The sequence below is a fragment of the Pediococcus ethanolidurans genome (assembly GCF_001437405.1).
In the GTDB taxonomy this organism is placed as follows: Bacteria; Bacillota; Bacilli; order Lactobacillales; family Lactobacillaceae; genus Pediococcus; species Pediococcus ethanolidurans.
Genome location: NZ_JQBY01000030.1, coordinates 1 through 21,333, shown reverse-complemented (window position 1 = coordinate 21,333; position 21,333 = coordinate 1). Strand labels below are relative to the sequence as shown.

Here is a 21,333-nt window from a genome sequence, read left to right as displayed (position 1 = left end):
AGTGTACTTCTTGACTTCAAATCGTGCCCACGGTTACACATAAGGATTAGTTTTCGTTCCGAAAACTTTAATGTTTCATACGATGTCGATTCTTGTGGCAAAAATCAGCCGCAAGAACTCGCACCCCGTTCCATACCAAGTGAGCCGCAGGACGGCAGTTAAACTATTTTTTGAAGCCTAAGTCGTTTAACAGCAGTTATTAAAGTGATTTTGATACTTCCAACCTTTAGTTAATTAAATTAGGTGTTGTTCCGCAAAACTATAATAAGCTTCAGTTCCTGTAATGATATGATCTAACAGCTCAATACCCATTAAAATACCACACTCTTTCAACCGTTTAGTAAATTGAATGTCTTGTTGTGAAGGACTTACATCCCCACTTGGATGATTATGAGTCACCATAATTTTATTGGCACTGACTCTCAGTGCTTCAAAGAATATTTCTCGTGGATGAACAGTAGCAGAATTTAACCCACCTTTAAAAATCATTTTTTGAAAAATAATTTTATTTTTTGTATTTAAACAAAGTAGCGTCAATCTTTCCTGACGATAGCTTTTTTGAATATGAATTAAATGCTCCCCAATTTGGCGACTGCCAAATATTTCACCGACAATTTTATGCGGTGCCAACTCTACTCGTCTTCCCAATTCTAAACACGCCAAAAACTGCCGATTCAAATGCGGATAGTCAGAAAAGATTTGTCTTTTTTCAGAATTATATAATAACGCAAATAAAGATATATCTGGAACTAACCGCCAAAAGTTTTCAATCATTTTTTTCTGATTAGCACTTGAAAGTTCTTCACTTAAAAAAATTTGCAATAACTCCTCATTAGTATATTGTGCCATTTCGTCAAATGGCCTGCGTGCCGTTTTGATTTGCTTAACTGGTGTCTTGTTTTTCATTAGATTCACTCCTCTAAAGAAAAACATACGCAGGACTTAAGTTATTCCACGAACAACTTACGCACATCTGAAATAAAGTACAACGACCCTGTAATTAAAAGTAAGTCTTCACTAGACATCAATTGACTTGCTTTAGCAATCGCCAATTGCCAATTTTCTTCAGTTTGAATTGGATTAGCCGTCTTAGTACTCGTTGTTAGCTCTGATAAGTTGGCCGACTGTCTTTTTCCAGGACCAGCAAACGTTGTCGCAATAATATGCACATTAGTTAATTTTCCCAATGTTTGAATCATTTTATGATATTGTTTATCCTCCAATATCGCAAGCACAATATAAATATCAAATTGTTTAAAGTGGGTTTTCAGTAATTCACTAATTTCTTCCATAGCTGGTTCATTGTGAGCACCATCCAAAACCACAAGCGGTTGTTCACTTACTTTTTCGAAGCGACCTGCCCAAAACGCTTTTGCCAATCCGTTTTTGACATTTTTTTCAATAACCGGAACTTTTTGTAGATCCAAGAAGACTAGATAAGCTTGAAGTGCTGTACTAGCATTATTAATTTGATAATTACCTAGCATGGAAATTCTTAAATCTTTAAATTGAAAGTTTTCAGTCGAAAAATCAAACTTTTGCGTCCATAAATCTTGATAACGACGATTACTTACCTGATACGCAGAATCAAAACAGAAATAATGACTTTGCTTTTGTTTGGCGGTTTTAATAATAACATCTAAGGCTTCATCATCAACTTGACCAACAACTGTTGGCACATTTTGTTTAATGATTCCTGCTTTTTGGCTCGCAATCGCAGCCAAAGTATTCCCTAATAGTTTCATATGATCAAAGCCAATATTAACAATCACTGAAACACTTGGTAACACGACGTTTGTAGAATCGTAAAGACCACCAATCCCAACTTCGACCAGTACAACATCTGCATGCCCTTCAGCAAAATAACTAAACATCATCGCCGTAATAATTTCAAACTCGGTTGGTCCTCCTTCAGGCAAGGTTTCATCCAACTCATCAATTATCGGTAACAGTTTTTGCACCAGTCTAAGAATTTCCGCATCCGAAATTGGTTCACCATCTACACTAATTCGTTCGTTAAAACGGGTTAAAAATGGTGACGTGAAGGTCCCGACTTTATATCCAGTTTCCTGTAGCATACTGCGCAAAAACGTCAGTGTTGATCCCTTACCGTTTGTGCCAGCAATGTGAATTGCTTTAATTTTATCTTGCGGATTATCAAGTGCCGCCATAAATTTCCGCATGCGCGCTAATGTTGGAATCTTTTTAAATTTAGTTCGTCCGTGAATAAAAGCAACGGCTTCTTCATAAGTCTTAACTTCCGTCAAAATTTCATCCTCCTCAAATTGAAAAAAAGACTAAACAAACGAATCGTTTAATTTAGTCCCTTCTCATAAAATTATTGTGCATCTTTTATTGATTCAAGTCTTTGTTTTGTTGCAGTTAATTTAGTTTCATAATCTGCTTGCTTTTGTCGTTCACTTTCAACAACTGCCGCAGGGGCATTAGCCACAAACCGTTCGTTACCTAATTTCTTAATTGAACGATTAACTTCACTTGTATACTTATCAACTTCTTTTTGAAGTCGGTTAGCTTCATCCTTAAGATCAACTAGTTCTGCTAAGGGAATGTATACTTCAGCATCAGTTATTACCGCTGACATGGCTAACTTAGGTATTGCAATGTTTGCTCCCACTTCAAATTTAGCCGGATGACAAAAACGATCGATATAATCTTGATTAGTTTCAAACAATGCTTTTAATTCTGCATTATCTGTTTTAATAAGTAAGTCTACCGAACTGGACATTGGTGCATTTGCATCCGCACGAATATTACGAACGGCCTTAATTAAGTCAATTAAGTGTGTCATTTCATTTTCAGCTTGTTTGTCAGCCAAATTTTCGTGCTCTACAGGATAAGCAGCCGTAACAATCGAAGTTCCTTCATGAGGCATCGCTTGCCAAAGCTCTTCAGTAACAAATGGCATAATTGGCTGAAGCAAACGTAAGGTTTGATCCAAAACATAGGCTAAAATATTGCGGGTATTTGCTTTAGCCTGTTCATCATTACCAGTCAAAATTTCCTTACTCATTTCAATATACCAATCACAAAAATCATCCCAAATGAAGGTATAAAGTGCTCGACCAGCCTCACCAAAATCATAAGTATCAAAGAAATGTGTGACCTGGTGAACCGTTTCATTTAAACGACTCAAAATCCATTTATCAGTTAAGTTCCACTCACTTTTGTCTGGTAAAACGGGTTCTGTCATTTCGCCAAGATTCATAATTACGTAACGACTAGCATTCCAAATTTTATTAATAAAATTCCATGCAGCGTCCATTTTAGTATAACTAAAGCGAATATCCTGACCAGCAGTTGATCCCTGTGATAAGAACCACCGTAATGCATCGGCACCGTACTTATCGATAACATCCATTGGATCAATACCATTTCCCAAAGACTTGCTCATTTTACGGCCCTGCTCATCACGAATTAAACCATGCAATAACACATCTTTAAAGGGTGGCTTGCCAGTAAATTCAAGACTTTGAAAAATCATTCGTGAAACCCAGAAAAAGATAATATCATAGCCAGTTACCAAAGTGCTAGTTGGAAAATAGCGTTTAAAATCAGGTGCATCTTCATCGGGCCAACCCATTGTTGAAAATGGCCATAAAGCACTAGAGAACCATGTATCTAAAACGTCTGAATCTTGTTCCCAATTTTCAATATCCTTCGGAGCTGTTTCACCAACATATGTCTCACCTGTTTGCTTGTTGTACCAAGCAGGAATTTGATGTCCCCACCAAAGTTGACGTGAAATTACCCAGTCATGCGCGTTTTCCATCCATTGTGTAAAGGTATGTTCAAACCGTTCAGGAATAAAATTAACCTTTTGATCGGATTTCTGATTTTCAAGTGCTAATTGAGCAAGATCTTTCATCTTAACAAACCATTGGGTAGATAAACGCGCCTCTACTTGAACACCGGTTCTTTCTGAATGGCCAACACTATGCACAATCGGATCAATCGAAATTAAATAATCTTGATCCTGTAAATCTTTAACCATTGCCTTGCGGGCTGCAAACCGATCCATTCCTTCATATTTGCCGGCATTTTCATTCATAGTGGCATCTTCATTCATGGTATTGATTCGTTCCAAATTATGTCGATTACCCACATTGAAATCATTAGGATCATGAGCAGGTGTAATTTTTACCATTCCAGTTCCAAAATCAGGATCAACATACTGATCAGAAATGATCGGAATATGGCGGCCTTGTAATGGTAAAATAACCTCTTTACCTACTAATTCCTTATACCGTTCATCACTTGGATTGACCGCAACTGCTGTATCTCCCATCATCGTTTCTGGTCGAGTAGTCGCAATTTCAATATAATGTTTGCCATTAAATGTATCTTCTGCATTTACAAATGGATATTTTACATGATAAAAAGCGCCTTTATCATCTTTATGAATAACTTCAATATCTGAAAGTGCCGTTCTTGCTTGTGGATCCCAATTAATAATGTATTCTCCACGATAAATTAAACCTTTGTTATATAAAGTTACAAAAACTTTTTTAACCGCTTTTGAAAGTCCGTCATCAAGCGTAAACCGTTCTCTCGCATAATCCAATGATAAGCCAAGTTTAGCCCACTGTTTGTGAATGACATCAGCATACTCATCTTTCCATTCCCAAACTTGTTTAACAAATTTCTCACGGCCTAAATCATAGCGACTAATCCCTTGTTCACGCAATTTAGCTTCAACTTTTGCTTGAGTTGCAATACCAGCATGGTCCATTCCAGGTAACCATAATGTGTCATAACCTTGCATTCGTTTTTGACGAATTAACATATCTTGAAGCGTTGTATCCCAAGCATGGCCTAAATGTAATTTTCCAGTTACATTTGGCGGTGGAATAACGATTGAATACGGTTTGGCTTTTTTATCGCCACTTGGTTTAAAAAGGCCCTGATCTAACCATTGCTGATAACGTCCCTGTTCAACTGCACGGGGATCATATTTTGTTGACATTTCTTTTTTTTCTGTCATCTATTTTTCCTTTCTATACAAAAAAAAGCATACGCATCCTTCAAAAGGACGAATATGCTTCGCGGTACCACCTAATTTGGGCGTTTAGCCCCACTTACTTCTTTTTTAACGGAATTACAAATCTCCGGTTATTCTTACTATTGGTTCGGAATAACAGCTCACAAACTACCAAACATCTCATGAAAACTTTCAGCATCTGTTTTCTCTCTTTGTTAAGACGTTTTCCTTTTGTTCAAAGCCTGTATAAGCATTTTAGCCAACAATCAAAGATTAGTCAACTTCAGTTGCATATTTTTTAATGACATCAAGAGCCTCTAAATAGTTAGGTTCATCATGAATTTCTGGTACGATTTGACGATAGACAATCTTTCCTTCAGCATCGATAATAAAGATCGTTCGTGCCAAAAAACCATCATTTGGAATATAAAGATTCATCTCATACCCTAATGATAATTCTTCATCTGAAAGCACCTCAAGATTAGCAACACCCTCGGCTGCACACCAAGCTTTTTGTTCAGTAATGGTATTATTAGAAACGGTCACAAAACGAACGGATGGATAATGATCTGCTTGCTGATTAAACTTTTTAGTTTCGAGTTTGCAGACTCGTGTATTTAAATCCGGAACAGTACTAATTAAAGTCGGTTTTCCAATTAAATCTCTCGTCTTAATTTTTTGGTTCTCAGCATTAAACAATTTGAACTTTGGTAACTGTTCTCCTACTTCAGGAGGATTACCAACAAGGGAAACTTTTTCTCCGCCATTTAAAACATCCACATTCATCACTCCTCAAATTCAGTAACTTATCTATCAAAAGATTAAACTAAACATAACCCATTCTAAGCTAACAATCAATGAAAAAACGATGATTTATAGTAATTCTGCAAAAACATCTTCATTTTTGTTCAAGAAATTTTGATCAGGTTTAATTTCGGAAATTTCAATACCATCGAGTGCTTCTTTCATTAAACCTTCAACATCAATTCGTTTTTCATAATAACGTGCCCGTTCTGTGTCAGGACGAGTTTTAGGAGATGGTGGTGCAAAAATTGTACAACAGTCTTCAAATGGTAAAATTGACAAATCATAAGTGCCAATTTGCTCAGCCTGTTTGATAATTTCGGTTTTATCTAAAGAAATTACTGGTCGTAAGATAGGCATGTTAGTCACATCATTAATTGCTTCCATACTCTCCATCGTTTGAGAAGCAACCTGACCTAACGATTCACCATTAAAAATCGCTTTACCGCCACGTTTCTTAGCAATGGCAACCGCAATTCTTAACATCATCCGCCTTTGGACCGTCATTAAGTAACCTTCAGGGACCTTTTCCTTAATTTCTTCTTGAATTTTAGTAAAGGGAACCTGAATAAATTGGAGACTACCACCAAACGCAGCTAATCTTGATGTTAATTCTTTAGCTTTTGCTAACGCCTGCTCACTCGTGTATGGCGGACTAAAGAAGTGAACCATTTCCATATCAACGCCACGTTTCATACCAAGATAACTAGCAACTGGTGAATCAATCCCACCGGATAACATCATCATTCCTTTTCCTGCGGTACCAACTGGTAAACCGCCAGCACCTTGAATCGTTTCACTTGAGAGAAACACACCATTATTTCGGACCTCAACCCGAAGGATCAAGTCTGGATTACGCATTTTCACAACTGCCTTAGGAAAATTATCAAGGACAAATCCACCCAACTCTTCGTTAAGTTCATTCGTATCCATTTCAAAATGATGATCCGAACGACGCGTATTAATCTTAAACGTCATTCCCGGTTTTAATTGTTCCGTCATCATCTTCAAAACCCCTTGATGAATAGCATCTAATGTGCGATCAACTTTGAGGGATGGCGAAAAGTTTTGTATACCAAATACCTGCTTTAATCGTTCAATAACGGCATTTGAATCTTCACCATTTAAAGTCACATGGGTTCGATCTCTTTTTGGATGAACTTCAAGTTTTGGAAACGCATGAAGACTTTTACGGATATTTCCACCTAACCGATTAACAAAATCACGCTGGTTCTTTCCTTTTGTAGAAAGCTCACCATAGCGCACCATAATCTCTGTGTACTGCATATAAGTAACTCCTTGTCTTAATTTAATTTGGCAAATTCTGCATAAAGTTTATCAAACACTTTATTAAATTCTTGGGCTTCTGCAACTGTATTATCAGCATCTAAACTTACTCGAATGGCGCTTGTTGCAATGTCATCCGGTGTTTTCATAGCAGCTAAAGTACTTGATTCTACTTGTTTCTTGGAAGAACAAGCGCTGGTCGTTGAAATAAAGATATTGTAACGTTCAAAGGCATGAACAACTGTTTCACCACGAACTCCCTTGATTGCAAAACAAAGAATGTGCGGTACAAATCCGTCGTTTCGTTGAGTAAACATTGTTACATTTTTAAACTTACTTACGTGATCAAAAATCGTTTCTTTAACCGTTTGTTGCTGTTTCACATTTGCAGGTTCATTTTGTAAAAGTAAGCGTAAAGCCTTGGCCATCCCAGCAATTGCTGGTAAATTTTCAGTTCCACTACGTTGATTCTTTTCTTGACCGCCACCGGTCATCAGCGGTGCAATTCGTCGGCCTTCACGAGCATAGATAAAGCCAATTCCTCGAGGTGCATGAAACTTATGGCCAGAAAAAGTCACAAAATCAACTCGATCATTAAAAATTGCGGATTGAATACCTTTACCAATTCCCTGTACTGCATCAATATGAAAATGAATTTTTGGATACTTTTTAAGTACTTCAGCAGCTTCCTTGATTGGCTGTAACGTCCCAATTTCGTTGTTTACTGCCATGATAGATACTAAGATTGTGTCTGGTCGAATAGCCGCTTCAAGATCCTTAACTGAAATTCGTCCCTCTTTATCCACTGGTAAATAGGTAATGTCGTAACCTAGTTGCCGTAATTGCTCCATACTGTTGGTAATTGCTGGATGTTCAACGGCAGTTGTAATCAAGTGCTTTCCAAAAGCTCTTTTTTCGATAGCCGTTCCCTTAACCACCCAATTATCGCCTTCCGTTCCACCACTGGTAAAAAATATCTCATGCGGTTTCACATTTAGCAAGTCGGCAATTTGTTTTCGTGATTGCTCCAATAGATTAAATGCGGTTTCACCCATATTATGCAAACTAGATGGATTACCCCAGATCTTTTCACTGACCGTTTGGTACGTTTGTAAAACTTCTGGTGCCACTTTGGTTGTGGCGCTGTTGTCAAAATAAATCATGATATATATTCCTCTACTTCTTCAAAAAATTCTTTATTAATTATAACAACCGAATTAACAGGTAACAAGCCATTACCGAACTTCATCTATGATACTCAAAAATAGAAACAAAAACAAAGAATTCTATTTATTTGAAAGAAAAAACAATCCGAACCGAATTATTCAGTTCAGATTGTTTTACTTGAAACAACTTTTAAAACCTAATATTGAGTGTTCTTTTGCTTTTGATAGCTATCCGTCAACTGATCAACCATTCCTGGTTCAACGCTCTCTAATGCTCGACTAATTACACTTAAACTTTGTGCATAATCATGATCTTCATCAAATAACTTTTGAGCTCGTTTACTTGCGTTATCTACCGTTTCATTACTGTGACGATAACGATTTGTATACTGAATAATTTGTTCACTTAACGCAGCGTTATCCGTTAATTCTGTAGTTTTCTTGGCTAAGGATTGCATATCCTTATCAATCATTCCTAGTTGTTGATCAATTTGTTTCATATCAATTTTGACTTGGTTCATATTAGAAGAAAGTTTTTCAATCTCATCACTAACTACAAAAAAGTAATCCATGTAACTAGCTGGAATTCCTGGTAAATTCAGATTTTCAATGTGTCGCTTGATTTCGTGAATCTCTAAATCAAACTGATGAAGGGTTCGCCGTGAATCTTTCTCTTCTTCAATCAACTTTTGAATACTTTCATTAATAGCCGTTTGTTTAGATTCGATTTCATCAAGTTGATCATTTTCATCATGCATTCTCTGCAAAATTTCAGAATAAACCACTGGTTGATTAGTAATAGCTTCAGCATCTTGATCATGTTCATTACGAATATCTTGGAGTTTTGTCTCTAAATCATGTGCCTGACCATCTTCGTTGCCATTCAGAACATAACTTTGTCCCAAACGATCAATTTCAATCAACAAAGTATGACTTTGTTTTTCAGCATGTTCAATATATTCCGCAATGGTTTGAAATCCACCATCAACCTCAGTTCGGGCATCAATTTCTGTTTGCATCAAATCATAAAGGTTATCAATTCGGCTGGCAATGGTATCATTATTGCCCTTAACAGCATCAAGTCTCAAGTTACTCAATGTATCAATGTTTTCTTTGATTTTTTGAGAAATATCTTCAATATCATTTGGAATTTCATCGTCCACAAAGGCGTAATTATGATTAATTAATTGCGTATAACCATTCTTAATTTCATCTAACTGACCAGGGAAATCTTCATTTAATTGAATATAGAGTTCAGGAATGGCTTCCAATTGATCCTCTAATACCTTAGTACTGCTTTGCAATTGCTGTAACTGGCTTTCCGCTTTCTTATGATCGCCACTTTCAACAGTTTTAGCAAAATTCTCAAATGCATTTTCAAGGCGTTCTAAACTGTCATTTAACATATCAATGCTAGGACCATAAGTCATGTTTTTGGCCAATAGCGTTTTACGTAAAGTTTGATATTTATGACGTAACACCTTAACTTCATTTTGTTGATCTTCATTTTCTTGTTTAATCTGATCTAATGCAGCTTGAATTCGATCTGATTCTGATTGAATTACCTGAATTGCATCCTTAATTCCAGAAACGTCAGAACGAGCATCAAAAATTTTCATGTCATTTACATTTTGTTGCCCGCTTTCAGCCAACTCATCAATTTCAGGAAACTTATTATTTTTGACGTTTCGGTAATCATCTTGAAGATTTTGGTATTCTTCTAAGGAAGAACCCGCCAAATTTAGGTTGCCAACTTCATCAAGTTCACTCGCAACGGGCAAATCCATCAAATCAGATTTCTTATTTTGAAGATCTGTAATTTGCTTCAATAAATATCGCTGATACAGCACGATTCCTACATATATAAGAATTGCTACCACGATTATACCAATTAATACATCCAACATGAGAATCCCATCCTTTGTCTACGTCATTATTCATTTAAATGAATTTTGTTGCTTTCTTGTTTTGTTCAATATAAAATAAGACCCAAGTTAAATTATAGCATAGGATTTTACAGTTTCACTATGTGATTTTTATATTTCTAGTCCAATTTGGAGGAATTTTTTATGACACAAAAAACGCTCTCACTCATGAACCAACAATTAGACGCCCTTTTAACCGGCGAAACTAATTTAGTTGCCAATATGGCGAATGCTTCTGCTCTTTTAAAATCCAGTTATAAGGACATTAATTGGGCAGGATTTTATCTTTACGATCAACCTAAAGATGAACTGGTACTTGGTCCTTTTCAAGGGAATGTTGCTTGTATGCATATTGCTAACGGATCCGGCGTTTGTGGCACGGCCTTTAAAGCTCAAAAAGTTCAACGCATTGCAAACGTACATGAATTTGCCGGACACATTGCTTGTGATAGCGCAAGCAACTCGGAAATTGTCGTCCCTCTAACTAAAGACAATCAGAAAATTGGTGTTTTAGACATTGATTCACCATCACTTGATCGTTTTACTGAAGAAAATCAGGAAGAACTTGAAGCTTTTGCCGCTGTCTTCCTACAGCACGTTGACATTAATGCTTAATTTGTTGTAAACTGTTCATTGTGTAAAATAATGCAGCGGCGAGTGGTAAGCTCGTCAACAGACTGGTGCCCTTTAATTGGTTCAATTAGTAACCTTGCGGCTGCAAAGGTGAAGATTGCAAAACAGTCTGCACGAATACTAAACTCGCAATCGGATTATTTTACTCCAACAAAAATATTGGAGGATTTACTTTATGTCTCGTTATACAGGTCCAAGTTGGAAAATTTCTCGCCGCTTAGGTATTTCTTTAAGTGGTACTGGTAAAGAATTAGCACGTCGCCCATATGCACCTGGTGATCACGGTCAAAACAACCGTCGTAACATTTCAGAATATGGTCAACAACTTCGTGAAAAACAAAAGTTGCGTATGATGTACGGTTTGACTGAACGTCAATTCTCAAACTTATTCAAACGCGCTGGTAAAATTAATGAAGGTAAACATGGTGTTAACTTCATGATCTTACTCGAACGTCGTTTAGATAACGTTGTTTATCGTTTAGGTTTAGCAACTACCCGTCGTCAAGCACGTCAACTTGTCAATCATGGTCACATCACTGTGGATGGCAAACGTGTCGACATCCCTTCTTATGAAGTTGAAGTTGGCCAAGTTGTTAGTGTTCGTGAAAAATCAAAAGATTTGAAGATTATTGGCGAAGCTGTTGAAGCTGTTGTTGGTCGTCCTCAATTTGTTCAATTTGATGCTGATAAGTTAGAAGGTTCATTAACTCGTCTCCCAGAACGTGACGAATTAGAAGCTGACATTGACGAATCATTAATCGTTGAATATTACAACAAACTTTAATTTTTTATGGTTTGTTCAAAAAAACGTTTGGAAACTATTCCAAGCGTTTTTTATTTGTCCCAAATTTGAGATAAAGTTAAAATGGTTTGTTTGACGATTCTTAAAGTCTGTTCTTTATTATCTAAGTAACGATTATTTTTTAAAAATACACGGCCAATTAAAACCTCGGCTTGCTTTTTTCTTTGGTAGTTTTTAACACTTTGCGAATAATTCTCTTTATTTATATCAACAAACGGTTTAGCCATATGATTAGTCGATAAATTTAAAAGAAAATGTGAATTCAGGAAAGCACCTTGTTTTACTCGCAAAGATTCAATAACCGCTTCACGTTCTTTTATATTCGTTTCAAATGCTAGCCATACAAATAACCGATCATCCCAAACGCCAATTTCATAGTGCGGTACCATTTTGTAACCACGATTATTTTTCCCAAACGCTACCCAGGTGTTTGGTGGCGGATTCAAATGACGACGCGCATGTTTGGCAATAAACGAATGGTAGCGTAAATCATCTTTATTTAAAATAGGCAGAATTTCTTGAATCACTTCTTCAAAAAAAGGATCCGTGCGTAACCGAATTAGTTTTAATCTTTCTTGAACATCTGTTTTTTCAAAAGCAGAAAATAACTGGTCTCTAAATTCCATAAAATCCCTCTTTTTAGGCGCTAAACGAGATAGCTTTTAGTTAAAATGCTATACTGATTATACTATCTAGAAAGGATTGTGAGCGCAATGGATAATAAATCTAATAACGTAGACTCTCGATTACAAAACGCCATGCACGGCACTCCAAAACTTAATCCAGATGAGCAACGAAAATATTTAGGGACCTTTCGTGAACGAGTTGCCTTGTCAATGACCATAGCACAAATAAAAACGCGACGCTTTGAAAAAGCATTCGTTAACGAGATGAAGAAACATTCTGACTACCAATTGCTCATTAATGGCAATATTGATCAGTCTTTAATTGGACCTTATATGAAAGCGGCAAGTCAGATTTCTTTAAAATTCACAATAAAAACAGACAGCATTTATACTACAAGGGATCAAGATTTGGCTCTTGTCTTGGCTGCCAAAGAATCACTTAATGTGACTGATATTGATGTTGCTCATTTTGAAACAGAAGTATCGAGTCCCGAAATAACTCATTCAACATCTCTGTTAGATAGACTTAAAAATAGTTTTCGAAATTAGGAGTTTTATTATGCAACAACCATTAGCATATCGAATGCGTCCCCAAAAAATTGAAGAGGTCGTTGGTCAACAACATTTAGTTGGTCCAGGAAAAATAATCGCTCGAATGGTCAAGGCAAAACTACTTTCCTCGATGATTTTATACGGTCCGCCGGGTACCGGAAAAACAAGTATCGCCAGTGCCATTGCAGGTTCCACGAAGTATGCATTTCGCAAACTAAACGCAGCTACTGATTCAAAGAAAGATCTTCAAATTGTAGCTGAAGAAGCAAAAATGAGTGGTACCGTCATCTTATTACTTGACGAAATTCATCGTTTGGATAAAACCAAACAGGATTTCTTACTCCCCCATTTGGAAAATGGTCGGATAATTTTAATTGGTGCTACCACTGAAAATCCTTATATTTCAATCAATCCTGCTATCCGTAGTCGAACACAAATTTTTGAAGTTCATCCATTGACTCCAGAAGATATTCAAAAAGCAATCAAGCGAGCGCTAACAGACACAAAAAACGGATTAGGATTATTAAACGTCAAACTATCGAAATCGGCCATGAATTTTTTGACTCATTCCACAAATGGTGATCTTCGCAGTGCTTTAAATGGTCTTGAACTTGCTGTTATGTCTACAGAGTCAGATAAAAATAAGGAAATTCATATTTCTTTAGATACTATTGAAGAATGTTTGCAGAAAAAAGCCCTCACCCAAGATAAGAATGGTGATGCCCATTATGATGTGATTTCTGCTTTTCAAAAATCAATTCGTGGTAGCGATGTTAATGCGGCACTTCATTACATGGCCCGATTAGTTGAAGCTGGTGATTTGCCTAGTATTGCACGCCGTTTAATGGTCATTGCCTATGAAGACGTTGGTCTTGCTAATCCACCTGTTTGTGCAAGAACAGTTTCTGCTATTCAAGCTGCCGAAAAACTTGGTTTTCCTGAGGCACGTATTCCGTTAGCGGATGCTGTAATTGAGCTTTGTTTATCACCAAAGTCAAACTCAGGAATCACAGCCATGGACGCTGCATTAAACGAAGTAAAGTCTGGCAACTATGGTGATATTCCGGCTGATTTAAAAGATGCTCACTACAAGGGCGCTGAGAAACTTGGTCATGGTACTCATTACAAATATGCACATGATTATCCTAATGATTGGGTTAAACAACAGTATCTTCCAGACAAGATTAAAAATGCAATCTATTATGAACCAAAAGAAAACGGTAAGTTTGAGGCTGCATTAGCAGAACAATATCAACGCCTTCTTCACGCACAACGAAAATAATCAAACGTTTTGAAATTGAATTCTTAGCGGTTCCATGCTAAGATAAGAGTGAAATTTCTTTGGTGTACGCGTTGTTTCATTTATGTACTGCCGTTCAAATAATTTGTTTAGGGACTAAGGGTGTTTGGTGGCATGTAGGCCTTCAATTAGGAAACTTAAAGCCAAATCAATTGGTCCCACCGCTAATATACTTGCGGGCTTTCACTGAGAAACGATTAACGGCACCACAAAGTGTTTCCAAAGCATTATGCTTTGTTGGGATTAGGACATTATGTGCTAATCCCTTTTTTTGATAAATTAACGCACCTTAAATTTAAACTATGAGGAGGAAAGCGTATGCTAGTTTCAGCACTTATGATTCTTTTCGCTATTATACTTGGCATTATTGGAACTTTTTTATATCGCCACCAACAACGACCATTTTTACTATTTAATCCTATCGATAACCTTCCTCTTCAGGAACTCCTACGGATCGGTGGACTTGCTTTGATTTTAATGGCAATCATTGCGTTTGTAGTGGCTTGGACACATGTTCTGATTCTTATTGGTCTGATTTTATTATTAGGCTGTTTGTCAACCACTGCAATTTTACTTGGTCTCGCCCATTTCTTACCTTAAACCTTTCAATCGTTCCTAAAAACTTTTCCTACAAAAAAGAAAACGCTATTTTTCTTTTTATTTTACTCAATTTAACGTAAAATAGAGTTATAAAGTTGGAGAGGTGATTTATATGACACAGCAATATAAACATATTTTGGTTCCTGTCGATGGATCTAAAGAAGCAGAACTAGCTTTTCAAAAAGCCGTCGCGGTTGCCAGAAGAAATGAAGGTTCCGAATTACATTTGGTACACGTTGTTGACACCCGTGCATTTCAAAACATCTCAAGCTTTGACACTGCAATGGTCGAGCAAGTTACAGAAACCGCAAAGGTAACGCTTGATAAATATGTGGCTGAGGCTAAGAACAAGGGATTAGATAACGTTGATTATTCAATTGAATACGGCGCACCAAAAGTTGTGATCGCAAATGACATGCCAAAGCAATTGCATACTGATCTCATTATGATTGGTGCAACTGGATTGAATGCCGTTGAACGTCTCCTAATTGGTTCAGTAACCGAATATGTCACTAGAACTGCAATTTGTGATGTTCTAGTCGTTCGTACTGACCTTGCAAATCAACCAGTTAAGATTAAATAAATTCTATTCATTTATTTCAAAAAAACAAGAAATTGAGAATATTTTTTCTCAATCTCTTGCTTTTTTATTTGTGAACTTAACAATGGAAAAAATAAGGTCACTTACCTCATACCCTTTTATCTTATATTATCCTTAAAATACAAATATTAACACATTTGTGACTCTTAAATGGCTAACTCATGGTACCGAAAACAAGTTATTGCATGGTCATTTACAAAACCCGCTGCCTGCAAAAAAGCATTGATAAGTTTAGATCCAATGAATACAAAACCGTCCTTTTTCATTTGTCTAGTAATTCGTTTTGTTAAACATTCTCTTGATTTAAAATCATCAAAAATTACCTGTGGACTTCTAATTGGTTCAAAATCCACAAATTGCCACATATAGTCTGAAAAACTCATCGGCAATTTGGCAACTACTTTTGCATTATGAATAACCGCCCTAATTTTTCGTTCATTACGAATAATTTCTGTGTTTTGCACAATTCGTTCCACATCATAATTCGTATAGCGACTTAACACGTTCGGATCAAATTGTGAGAAAACCGCTCTAAATGCTTCTCTTCGATTTAATACCGTCACCCAATTTAAACCCGCTTGGAAAATTTCCAGTGCAAAACTTTCAAATAATTTTTGCGAGTCCCACACTGGAACTCCCCATTCGTTATCATGATACTGTTTTAATAATTCGTTTTTGATTCCCCATGAACAACGATTCATATTCTCATCTCCTTTGACAAGAATAAAATTCGCAGTTTTACCAAAGTTCAATCAAATTATTAATAATTTCATATTGACTAAGGTTAGTCTTATTTTGCTGTTGAATCACCGTCTGCAGTCTTTGCAAATGATTCGTAATCATACCATCAACTCGTAAAGCTAGCATGCGTTTCATTGGTGCCGTTCCATCCACTGGCCAGGCATATACTTTTTTATGCTGCGCTTGGGCTTGTTGAATAAACTGGCGATTTAATGTATGAAATTCGAGGGAGTAAAAATTAGTCGCGTTTTTAGGAATACGCGCAATATTAAACGGGGTAATAATGCCGTTTGTTAATCCCGGACGTAATTTTTTCAGCTTAGTCATAAACGTCGCATTTAACGAATGAACCATATCATGATGCTTTTCCAAACTTTGACCATATTTTTTATTAAAAAGATTAATCAAATCAGCCGTATCATTTTTGCTAGTTTTGATCTCAACAATTAAAGGTTGTTTAATCTGGTGCGCTGTTTTTAAATAATTAGAAAAACTGCTGATTTTAGTTTGATAGCCATTTTCTCGGATGGTAATTTGAGTTAATTGCTTTAAAGTGAGATCACAAACGGCTACATTTTTGCCAGCTAAATGCATTAAATTGCTATCATGCATCACCACAAACTGATGATCTTTAGTTTCTCTTATATCCATTTCAACATAGTCAGGATTTAATTTGGCAGTTTTTTTCAATGACATAATTGTATTCTGCACACCATTTCTGTCACTCACACCACGATGTGCAATAGTTAAAACAGAAGTGGAATGTTTAGAATTCATTTGAACTGAAAAATAAGCATATGTTGGCGTAACTAATAATAAAAGCCCTAGTAGGGTTAAGCCAATTCGCTTAATTTGTTTTAAATCCCAGGCATGATAGTGAACAGTGCGTTTTTCAAAAACAGGTAATTTTGCCATGGGCAGTTTAACCGCCGAAGTCCAGTAACTTAACCGAACTAAGAATCCCGTCATAAACACTAAAAACCAACCAATAAACAAAAATTCAATAAACGAGATTGCTAAAACCATTAAAATAGTTGAACCCAAGTTTGATTGTAATAGTGCATTCAATTTGAAAAGCACTAATAATATCAGACTTCCGACAATTGCAAAGGGAATTGTTACCCGCACAGCAATAAGCAAAATTTTAAAAAGCATCTTACCTGCTTTGTGTTTGGTTAATCTCCAGCTCATTTTAATTCCATCTAGTAGTGAACAGCGATAACTCACCATGGCCGGAATTGCCAAAAGGAGTCGCAGCGCAATGTAACACAAAATCAAATAAATCACAGTAAAAATTGGTACCACAGTCCACCGATTAGCAAAAACAAAATTTTGAATGGGTACATTTGTGGGAATATGAGCCAAAATAACTGTCGAGAATCCAAATCCGCCAAGCGGAATCGTAATAAATGCATAGAAAAGAAAATAGCCAATGCTTACAACCCAATTTTTTTCAAATAATTGTTGAAGTAAATTTTTCAAGTGATCAAAGTTTACGGTTCGCTGTTGCTGAAATCCACTGGCCATTAACGATGCAGCCATTAACCCAACAAACATTCCCCAAATGATAACAATTGCAAATATAATTTTTAACGGAATTAAAAATGGACTTTCAGATAAGAAAAGCGCGTGTTCAATTAGAATACTAGTCACTACACCTATTAAGAGCGTTAAACTAGTATAATATAAATCTTCATCTGAAAGAATCATGTAATCAATTAAACGCCTTAACTGATAAAATTCTCGAAAGAAGAAACGTTTCATAACATTTTATCCTCCAATATCGTTAAAATAATCTACCCTTCAATCTTACACCATTCCTTTCAGATTAACTAAAGCTTACCAAAATGACGAACAAATTATAATTTTTTCGACTGGTTAATCACAACTATCTAACAAAAAAGAGATCGGAAAAATTCCAATCTCTTTTGGAGCTTATTCATTGAACTCTATTTTAAAAACGATGTAAAATCGATCACACTATTCAGCATCAAGTGGTGTGAAATCGTAATGAATCTTAGAACGTCGATCAAACTCTTCAAATGCCAAATCAATCAAGTTGTCAATTAATTTTTCATAACTGATTCCAGAGATTTCCCACAACTGTGGATACAAACTGATGTTAGTAAATCCTGGTAATGTATTAATTTCGCTTAAATAAGGCACCTCGTCATGATCTACCAAAAAGTCAATCCTTGCTAGACCGCAACAACCAAGTACTCGAAACGCATCTAACGCCATTTGCTGTACTTCACTTGCTAAAGTGGTTGAGATACTAGCTGGTAATTCAAATTGAACTCCACTAGCGTCTACAAACTTGTTGTTATAGTCATAAAATGTGTCTGACTTTGGCACAATGATACGGCCAACTTTAGATGCTTTTGGATTACGATTACCTAAAATAGACACTTCTACTTCTTCGGGTTGTTCAATCGATTGTTCTACCAACACTTTAAAATCATATCTAAAGGCATCATTTAAACCTGCCTCAAATTCTTCAGCATTAGTTGCCTTATGAATTCCAACTGAAGAGCCTTGGTTAGCCGGCTTTAAGAACATTAATTCTCCCAGTAAATCGCGACAAACATCATAGGTATATTCATTGCGGTTTTCTGGTGTTACCACTACATACTTGGTGTTTCGGATTCCATTATGGGTCAACAGTTGTTTGGTCGTATCCTTATCAAAAGAAACCGCTGAGGCAAGAATGCCACTACCAACATATGGTTTTTTTAGTAAACGAAGTAATCCTTGAACGGTACCATCTTCCCCTAAATTACCATGAATAATTGGGAAATAAACATCAATGTCCCGTTGTTCGCTTAAGTTGAGAATTGGTGCCAAAGGATTGCCTTCATCAACTGATTTCAGTGCGTCTGCCACAACTTTGTCTTCTGGTTCACCATCAAAAATTCTTCTTGATGAAGCATCACTCAACAAATAGCCATCTTTGGTAAACATGAACAAACTGATTTCATAACGATCTTTATCCATCGCATCATAAATATTATGCGCAGATCGTTTCGAAACATCGTGCTCTGATGAATTACCACCAAACAGCAGGCCAACATGAATCTTTTTTTCCGTACTCATTAAAATCTCATCCCATCACTTAGATTTTGTATTGAACCTAAAGTATACCATGAATCTATAGAGAAAAAAATTTAATAAATAAATTATTTGGCATTAAAATTGCCAGTCACGACAACTTTGCCGATCATTTTGTTACTTTCTACTTGTTCATGTGCTCGACGTAAACTGTCTGCATTAATTCCTGTTAAAGTTAATGTTAATGTTGAACGTAATTGCTTGTTATCCAACAATTCAGCAATCTTTGCTAAGATTTGACCTTGAGTCGCCATGTCATCAGTGTGAAAGATGCTCTTGGTAAACATAAATTCCCAAGCAAAAGTAATACTTTTTGCCTTTAACAATCCCATTGGTAGTGGGTGTGCATTTTCCACAATGGAAGTAATAAACCCTTCTGGGGCCACAATTTTAGCCAAAATTGGCAAATAAGCATCAGTTGATTGAAAAATTGCTGCGTACTTTACCGTTTCAATCCCAACTGCTTTCAATTGATCAGAAAGTGACTGATGATAATCTAAAACAACATCAGCCCCCATTTTTTTAACCCACTCAATTGTTTCTGGTCTTGAAGCCGTCGTAATCACTTTTAATCCAGCCCATTTGGCTAACTGTATCGCAATTGATCCTACTCCTCCGGCTCCGTTAATAATTAGAACTTCCTTACCTGAATTGGCATTTTCTTTAGGAATTAGTGGCATCCGGTCAAAAAGTGTTTCCCAAGCAGTTAAACTAGTCAAGGGCATGGCTGCCGCTTCCTCAAGACTAATTTTATTGGGTGCATGAGCAACAATTCGTGCATCTACCAATTGAAATTCTTGATCACTACCAGCACGATTATTTGTACCTGCATAAAAAACATGATCGCCAGTTTTAAAATTAGTAACTTGATCACCCACTTCAGCAACAACACCGTAAGCATCAAAACCTAAAACAGTCGGATTCTTAGTTTCTGGATGACTCTGACGCATCTTAGTGTCCACCGGATTAACAGAAACTGCCTTAACTTCTACTAAAAGGTCATTTCCGCTTGCTTTGGGACGATCAATTTTCAAATTTCTTAAACTATTAGGATCCTCAATTGCCAATCCTTTATAAAAACCAATTGCATTTATTTGTTCACTCATCGAAATTTACTCCTTTAAAATCTAAAATCATTTTCCTCATTCAAATAATCATTTATTTCTTTTGGCATTTCTGGATTTAAAACCAAAGCTTGCAATAGTCGTTGTCGATTATATAAGCGAGTCCACATCTGCTCGTCTTCCTTGGTTTGAATCGAAACTAATTCATGCCGCCAATTTTTCAGCGCCAAAAGTAAAAAGTCACTATATAATTTATTTTGATTTGTTAAATCCGCAATATAGCTTCCTAAGCGTTCCGGTTCTCCAAAAATTAATGGTGTTGTTAGTCGTTTGTAACGGGCCAATAAAACTGCCAGCATAAGAATCTTGTCGGCTCTGACCAAACTGTCATCAACTGCTAACTCATCTAACACATTACCAATATGCGTATAAGCGTGTGCCCAACCCTTTTTACCCGCATATCCACGCGTATCAGTTTCCATCGCAATATACGTGACTAACTGATCGACCAAAGTGTTCTTGCTCTCGTCATCAATAAAATGCGAACCAGCACGATCAATATACAGCAACGTTGATAAAAACATTAGACTGAATGAACGTTTAAATATACCATCATTTTGTGGTTCCGTAATATGTTCAAACAAACTCTGATCTTGAATTAAGTGATCAAAAACTAATTTCAGCTGTTTTTTCGACGTAATCTGTTGTTGCAGAATATCGCTAAACAAGAAATAAACTCCCTTATCACGAATCAATAAATCAGTCGAACCAATATGTTGAAATAAGTGCAACAAATCATCATCAGAAATTTCTTCTAATTTATGATCATTTAACTGATCGCGAAGTGACTGAATTAATTCACGAATTCCATCTTTATCATCTGGTAAATTAATTTCGGTTGGTTTCGTCACCGTAATTGAAGCAATGATTTTGTCAATCTCTGGTAGTAATGATTGATAGATTTGACCACTTTGTAATTTAACACGTAATTCTTGAAGTTTGCTGCGTACCTCTTCGACTTCTTTCATAAGACTATTCTCCTTAATTAATAGTTCAATTTTAACACGTCTCCAAATCAAACGTGCCAATAAACCGTGTCAATCATTTTTGAAAATGTCCGAATTT

19 protein-coding genes, 1 other RNA gene and 1 other annotated feature are annotated in these 21,333 nt (G+C 36.3%); of the genes, 7 read left to right on the top strand and 13 right to left on the bottom strand.

Going from position 1 to position 21,333, the window contains the following annotated elements:
• Positions 1 to 234 precede the first annotated feature (234 nt).
• From radC to ezrA, 7 genes are all read right to left on the bottom strand, one after another.
• A complete protein-coding gene (radC, locus tag IV87_RS11315) occupies positions 235 to 906 on the bottom strand; it encodes a RadC family protein (protein WP_057807821.1) in 672 nt (223 codons plus the stop codon).
• 41 nt (positions 907 to 947) lie between these two features.
• Positions 948 to 2,267: a bifunctional folylpolyglutamate synthase/dihydrofolate synthase gene (locus tag IV87_RS09845; RefSeq protein WP_057807819.1), complete on the bottom strand. Its 1,320-nt coding sequence runs from the start codon at positions 2,265 to 2,267 to the stop codon at positions 948 to 950.
• Between the two features lie 71 nt (positions 2,268 to 2,338).
• The gene (locus IV87_RS09840; RefSeq protein WP_057807817.1) at positions 2,339 to 5,002 is read right to left on the bottom strand and encodes a valine--tRNA ligase; all 2,664 of its coding nucleotides are present in this window, start codon (positions 5,000 to 5,002) and stop codon (positions 2,339 to 2,341) included.
• A 41-nt stretch (positions 5,003 to 5,043) separates the two neighbouring features.
• Positions 5,044 to 5,247 (bottom strand) — a binding site (T-box leader).
• 25 nt (positions 5,248 to 5,272) lie between these two features.
• The gene (locus tag IV87_RS09835) at positions 5,273 to 5,779 is read right to left on the bottom strand and encodes a peroxiredoxin (RefSeq protein ID WP_057807815.1); all 507 of its coding nucleotides are present in this window, start codon (positions 5,777 to 5,779) and stop codon (positions 5,273 to 5,275) included.
• A gap of 93 nt (positions 5,780 to 5,872) precedes the next feature.
• Positions 5,873 to 7,090, bottom strand: coding sequence for a tRNA uracil 4-sulfurtransferase ThiI (gene thiI, locus IV87_RS09830; protein WP_057807813.1), 1,218 nt, complete (start codon positions 7,088 to 7,090; stop codon positions 5,873 to 5,875).
• A 17-nt stretch (positions 7,091 to 7,107) separates the two neighbouring features.
• On the bottom strand, positions 7,108 to 8,253 hold the full coding sequence (locus IV87_RS09825) for a cysteine desulfurase family protein (protein ID WP_057807810.1): 1,146 nt from the start codon (positions 8,251 to 8,253) through the stop codon (positions 7,108 to 7,110).
• Between the two features lie 200 nt (positions 8,254 to 8,453).
• A complete protein-coding gene (gene ezrA, locus IV87_RS09820; protein ID WP_057807808.1) occupies positions 8,454 to 10,163 on the bottom strand; it encodes a septation ring formation regulator EzrA in 1,710 nt (569 codons plus the stop codon).
• Positions 10,164 to 10,325: 162 nt separating this feature from the next.
• Between ezrA and IV87_RS09815 the strand changes: the two genes are divergently transcribed.
• Both IV87_RS09815 and rpsD read left to right on the top strand, forming a co-directional pair.
• Positions 10,326 to 10,796 carry a GAF domain-containing protein gene (locus IV87_RS09815; RefSeq protein WP_057807806.1) on the top strand — a complete coding sequence of 157 codons (471 nt, stop codon included), beginning with the start codon at positions 10,326 to 10,328 and terminating at the stop codon, positions 10,794 to 10,796.
• Between the two features lie 193 nt (positions 10,797 to 10,989).
• On the top strand, positions 10,990 to 11,598 hold the full coding sequence (rpsD, locus tag IV87_RS09810) for a 30S ribosomal protein S4 (RefSeq protein WP_057784710.1): 609 nt from the start codon (positions 10,990 to 10,992) through the stop codon (positions 11,596 to 11,598).
• Between the two features lie 50 nt (positions 11,599 to 11,648).
• On the opposite strand, the gene IV87_RS09805 is transcribed toward rpsD, so the two are convergent.
• Entirely contained in the window at positions 11,649 to 12,242 is a 594-nt protein-coding gene (locus IV87_RS09805; protein ID WP_057807804.1) for a DUF1054 family protein, read from the bottom strand.
• A gap of 87 nt (positions 12,243 to 12,329) precedes the next feature.
• Here IV87_RS09805 and IV87_RS09800 point away from each other — a divergent pair, with 87 nt between their 5' ends.
• The 5 genes from IV87_RS09800 to IV87_RS09785 all read left to right on the top strand — a co-directional run bounded on the left by IV87_RS09800 (position 12,330) and on the right by IV87_RS09785 (position 15,277).
• Complete coding sequence (locus tag IV87_RS09800; RefSeq protein WP_057807802.1) at positions 12,330 to 12,791, top strand: YueI family protein; 462 nt, start codon at positions 12,330 to 12,332, stop codon at positions 12,789 to 12,791.
• Between the two features lie 10 nt (positions 12,792 to 12,801).
• A complete protein-coding gene (locus IV87_RS09795; protein ID WP_057807800.1) occupies positions 12,802 to 14,076 on the top strand; it encodes a replication-associated recombination protein A in 1,275 nt (424 codons plus the stop codon).
• A gap of 51 nt (positions 14,077 to 14,127) precedes the next feature.
• A non-coding RNA gene (gene ssrS, locus IV87_RS10960) (6S RNA) lies at positions 14,128 to 14,315 on the top strand.
• Positions 14,316 to 14,412: 97 nt separating this feature from the next.
• Positions 14,413 to 14,694, top strand: coding sequence for a hypothetical protein (locus tag IV87_RS09790; protein ID WP_057807798.1), 282 nt, complete (start codon positions 14,413 to 14,415; stop codon positions 14,692 to 14,694).
• 112 nt (positions 14,695 to 14,806) lie between these two features.
• Entirely contained in the window at positions 14,807 to 15,277 is a 471-nt protein-coding gene (locus IV87_RS09785) for a universal stress protein (protein ID WP_057807796.1), read from the top strand.
• A gap of 164 nt (positions 15,278 to 15,441) precedes the next feature.
• On the opposite strand, the gene IV87_RS09780 is transcribed toward IV87_RS09785, so the two are convergent.
• The 5 genes from IV87_RS09780 to IV87_RS09760 all read right to left on the bottom strand — a co-directional run bounded on the left by IV87_RS09780 (position 15,442) and on the right by IV87_RS09760 (position 21,236).
• Entirely contained in the window at positions 15,442 to 15,996 is a 555-nt protein-coding gene (locus IV87_RS09780; protein ID WP_057807793.1) for a DNA-3-methyladenine glycosylase I, read from the bottom strand.
• 37 nt (positions 15,997 to 16,033) lie between these two features.
• The gene (locus IV87_RS09775) at positions 16,034 to 17,800 is read right to left on the bottom strand and encodes a glycerophosphodiester phosphodiesterase (protein ID WP_057807791.1); all 1,767 of its coding nucleotides are present in this window, start codon (positions 17,798 to 17,800) and stop codon (positions 16,034 to 16,036) included.
• A 216-nt stretch (positions 17,801 to 18,016) separates the two neighbouring features.
• Positions 18,017 to 19,129: a D-alanine--D-alanine ligase family protein gene (locus IV87_RS09770; RefSeq protein ID WP_057807789.1), complete on the bottom strand. Its 1,113-nt coding sequence runs from the start codon at positions 19,127 to 19,129 to the stop codon at positions 18,017 to 18,019.
• Positions 19,130 to 19,212: 83 nt separating this feature from the next.
• Positions 19,213 to 20,256: a zinc-binding alcohol dehydrogenase family protein gene (locus IV87_RS09765; RefSeq protein ID WP_371862120.1), complete on the bottom strand. Its 1,044-nt coding sequence runs from the start codon at positions 20,254 to 20,256 to the stop codon at positions 19,213 to 19,215.
• Positions 20,257 to 20,264: 8 nt separating this feature from the next.
• On the bottom strand, positions 20,265 to 21,236 hold the full coding sequence (locus IV87_RS09760; RefSeq protein ID WP_057807785.1) for a DUF2785 domain-containing protein: 972 nt from the start codon (positions 21,234 to 21,236) through the stop codon (positions 20,265 to 20,267).
• Between the last annotated feature and the right edge of the window lie 97 nt (positions 21,237 to 21,333).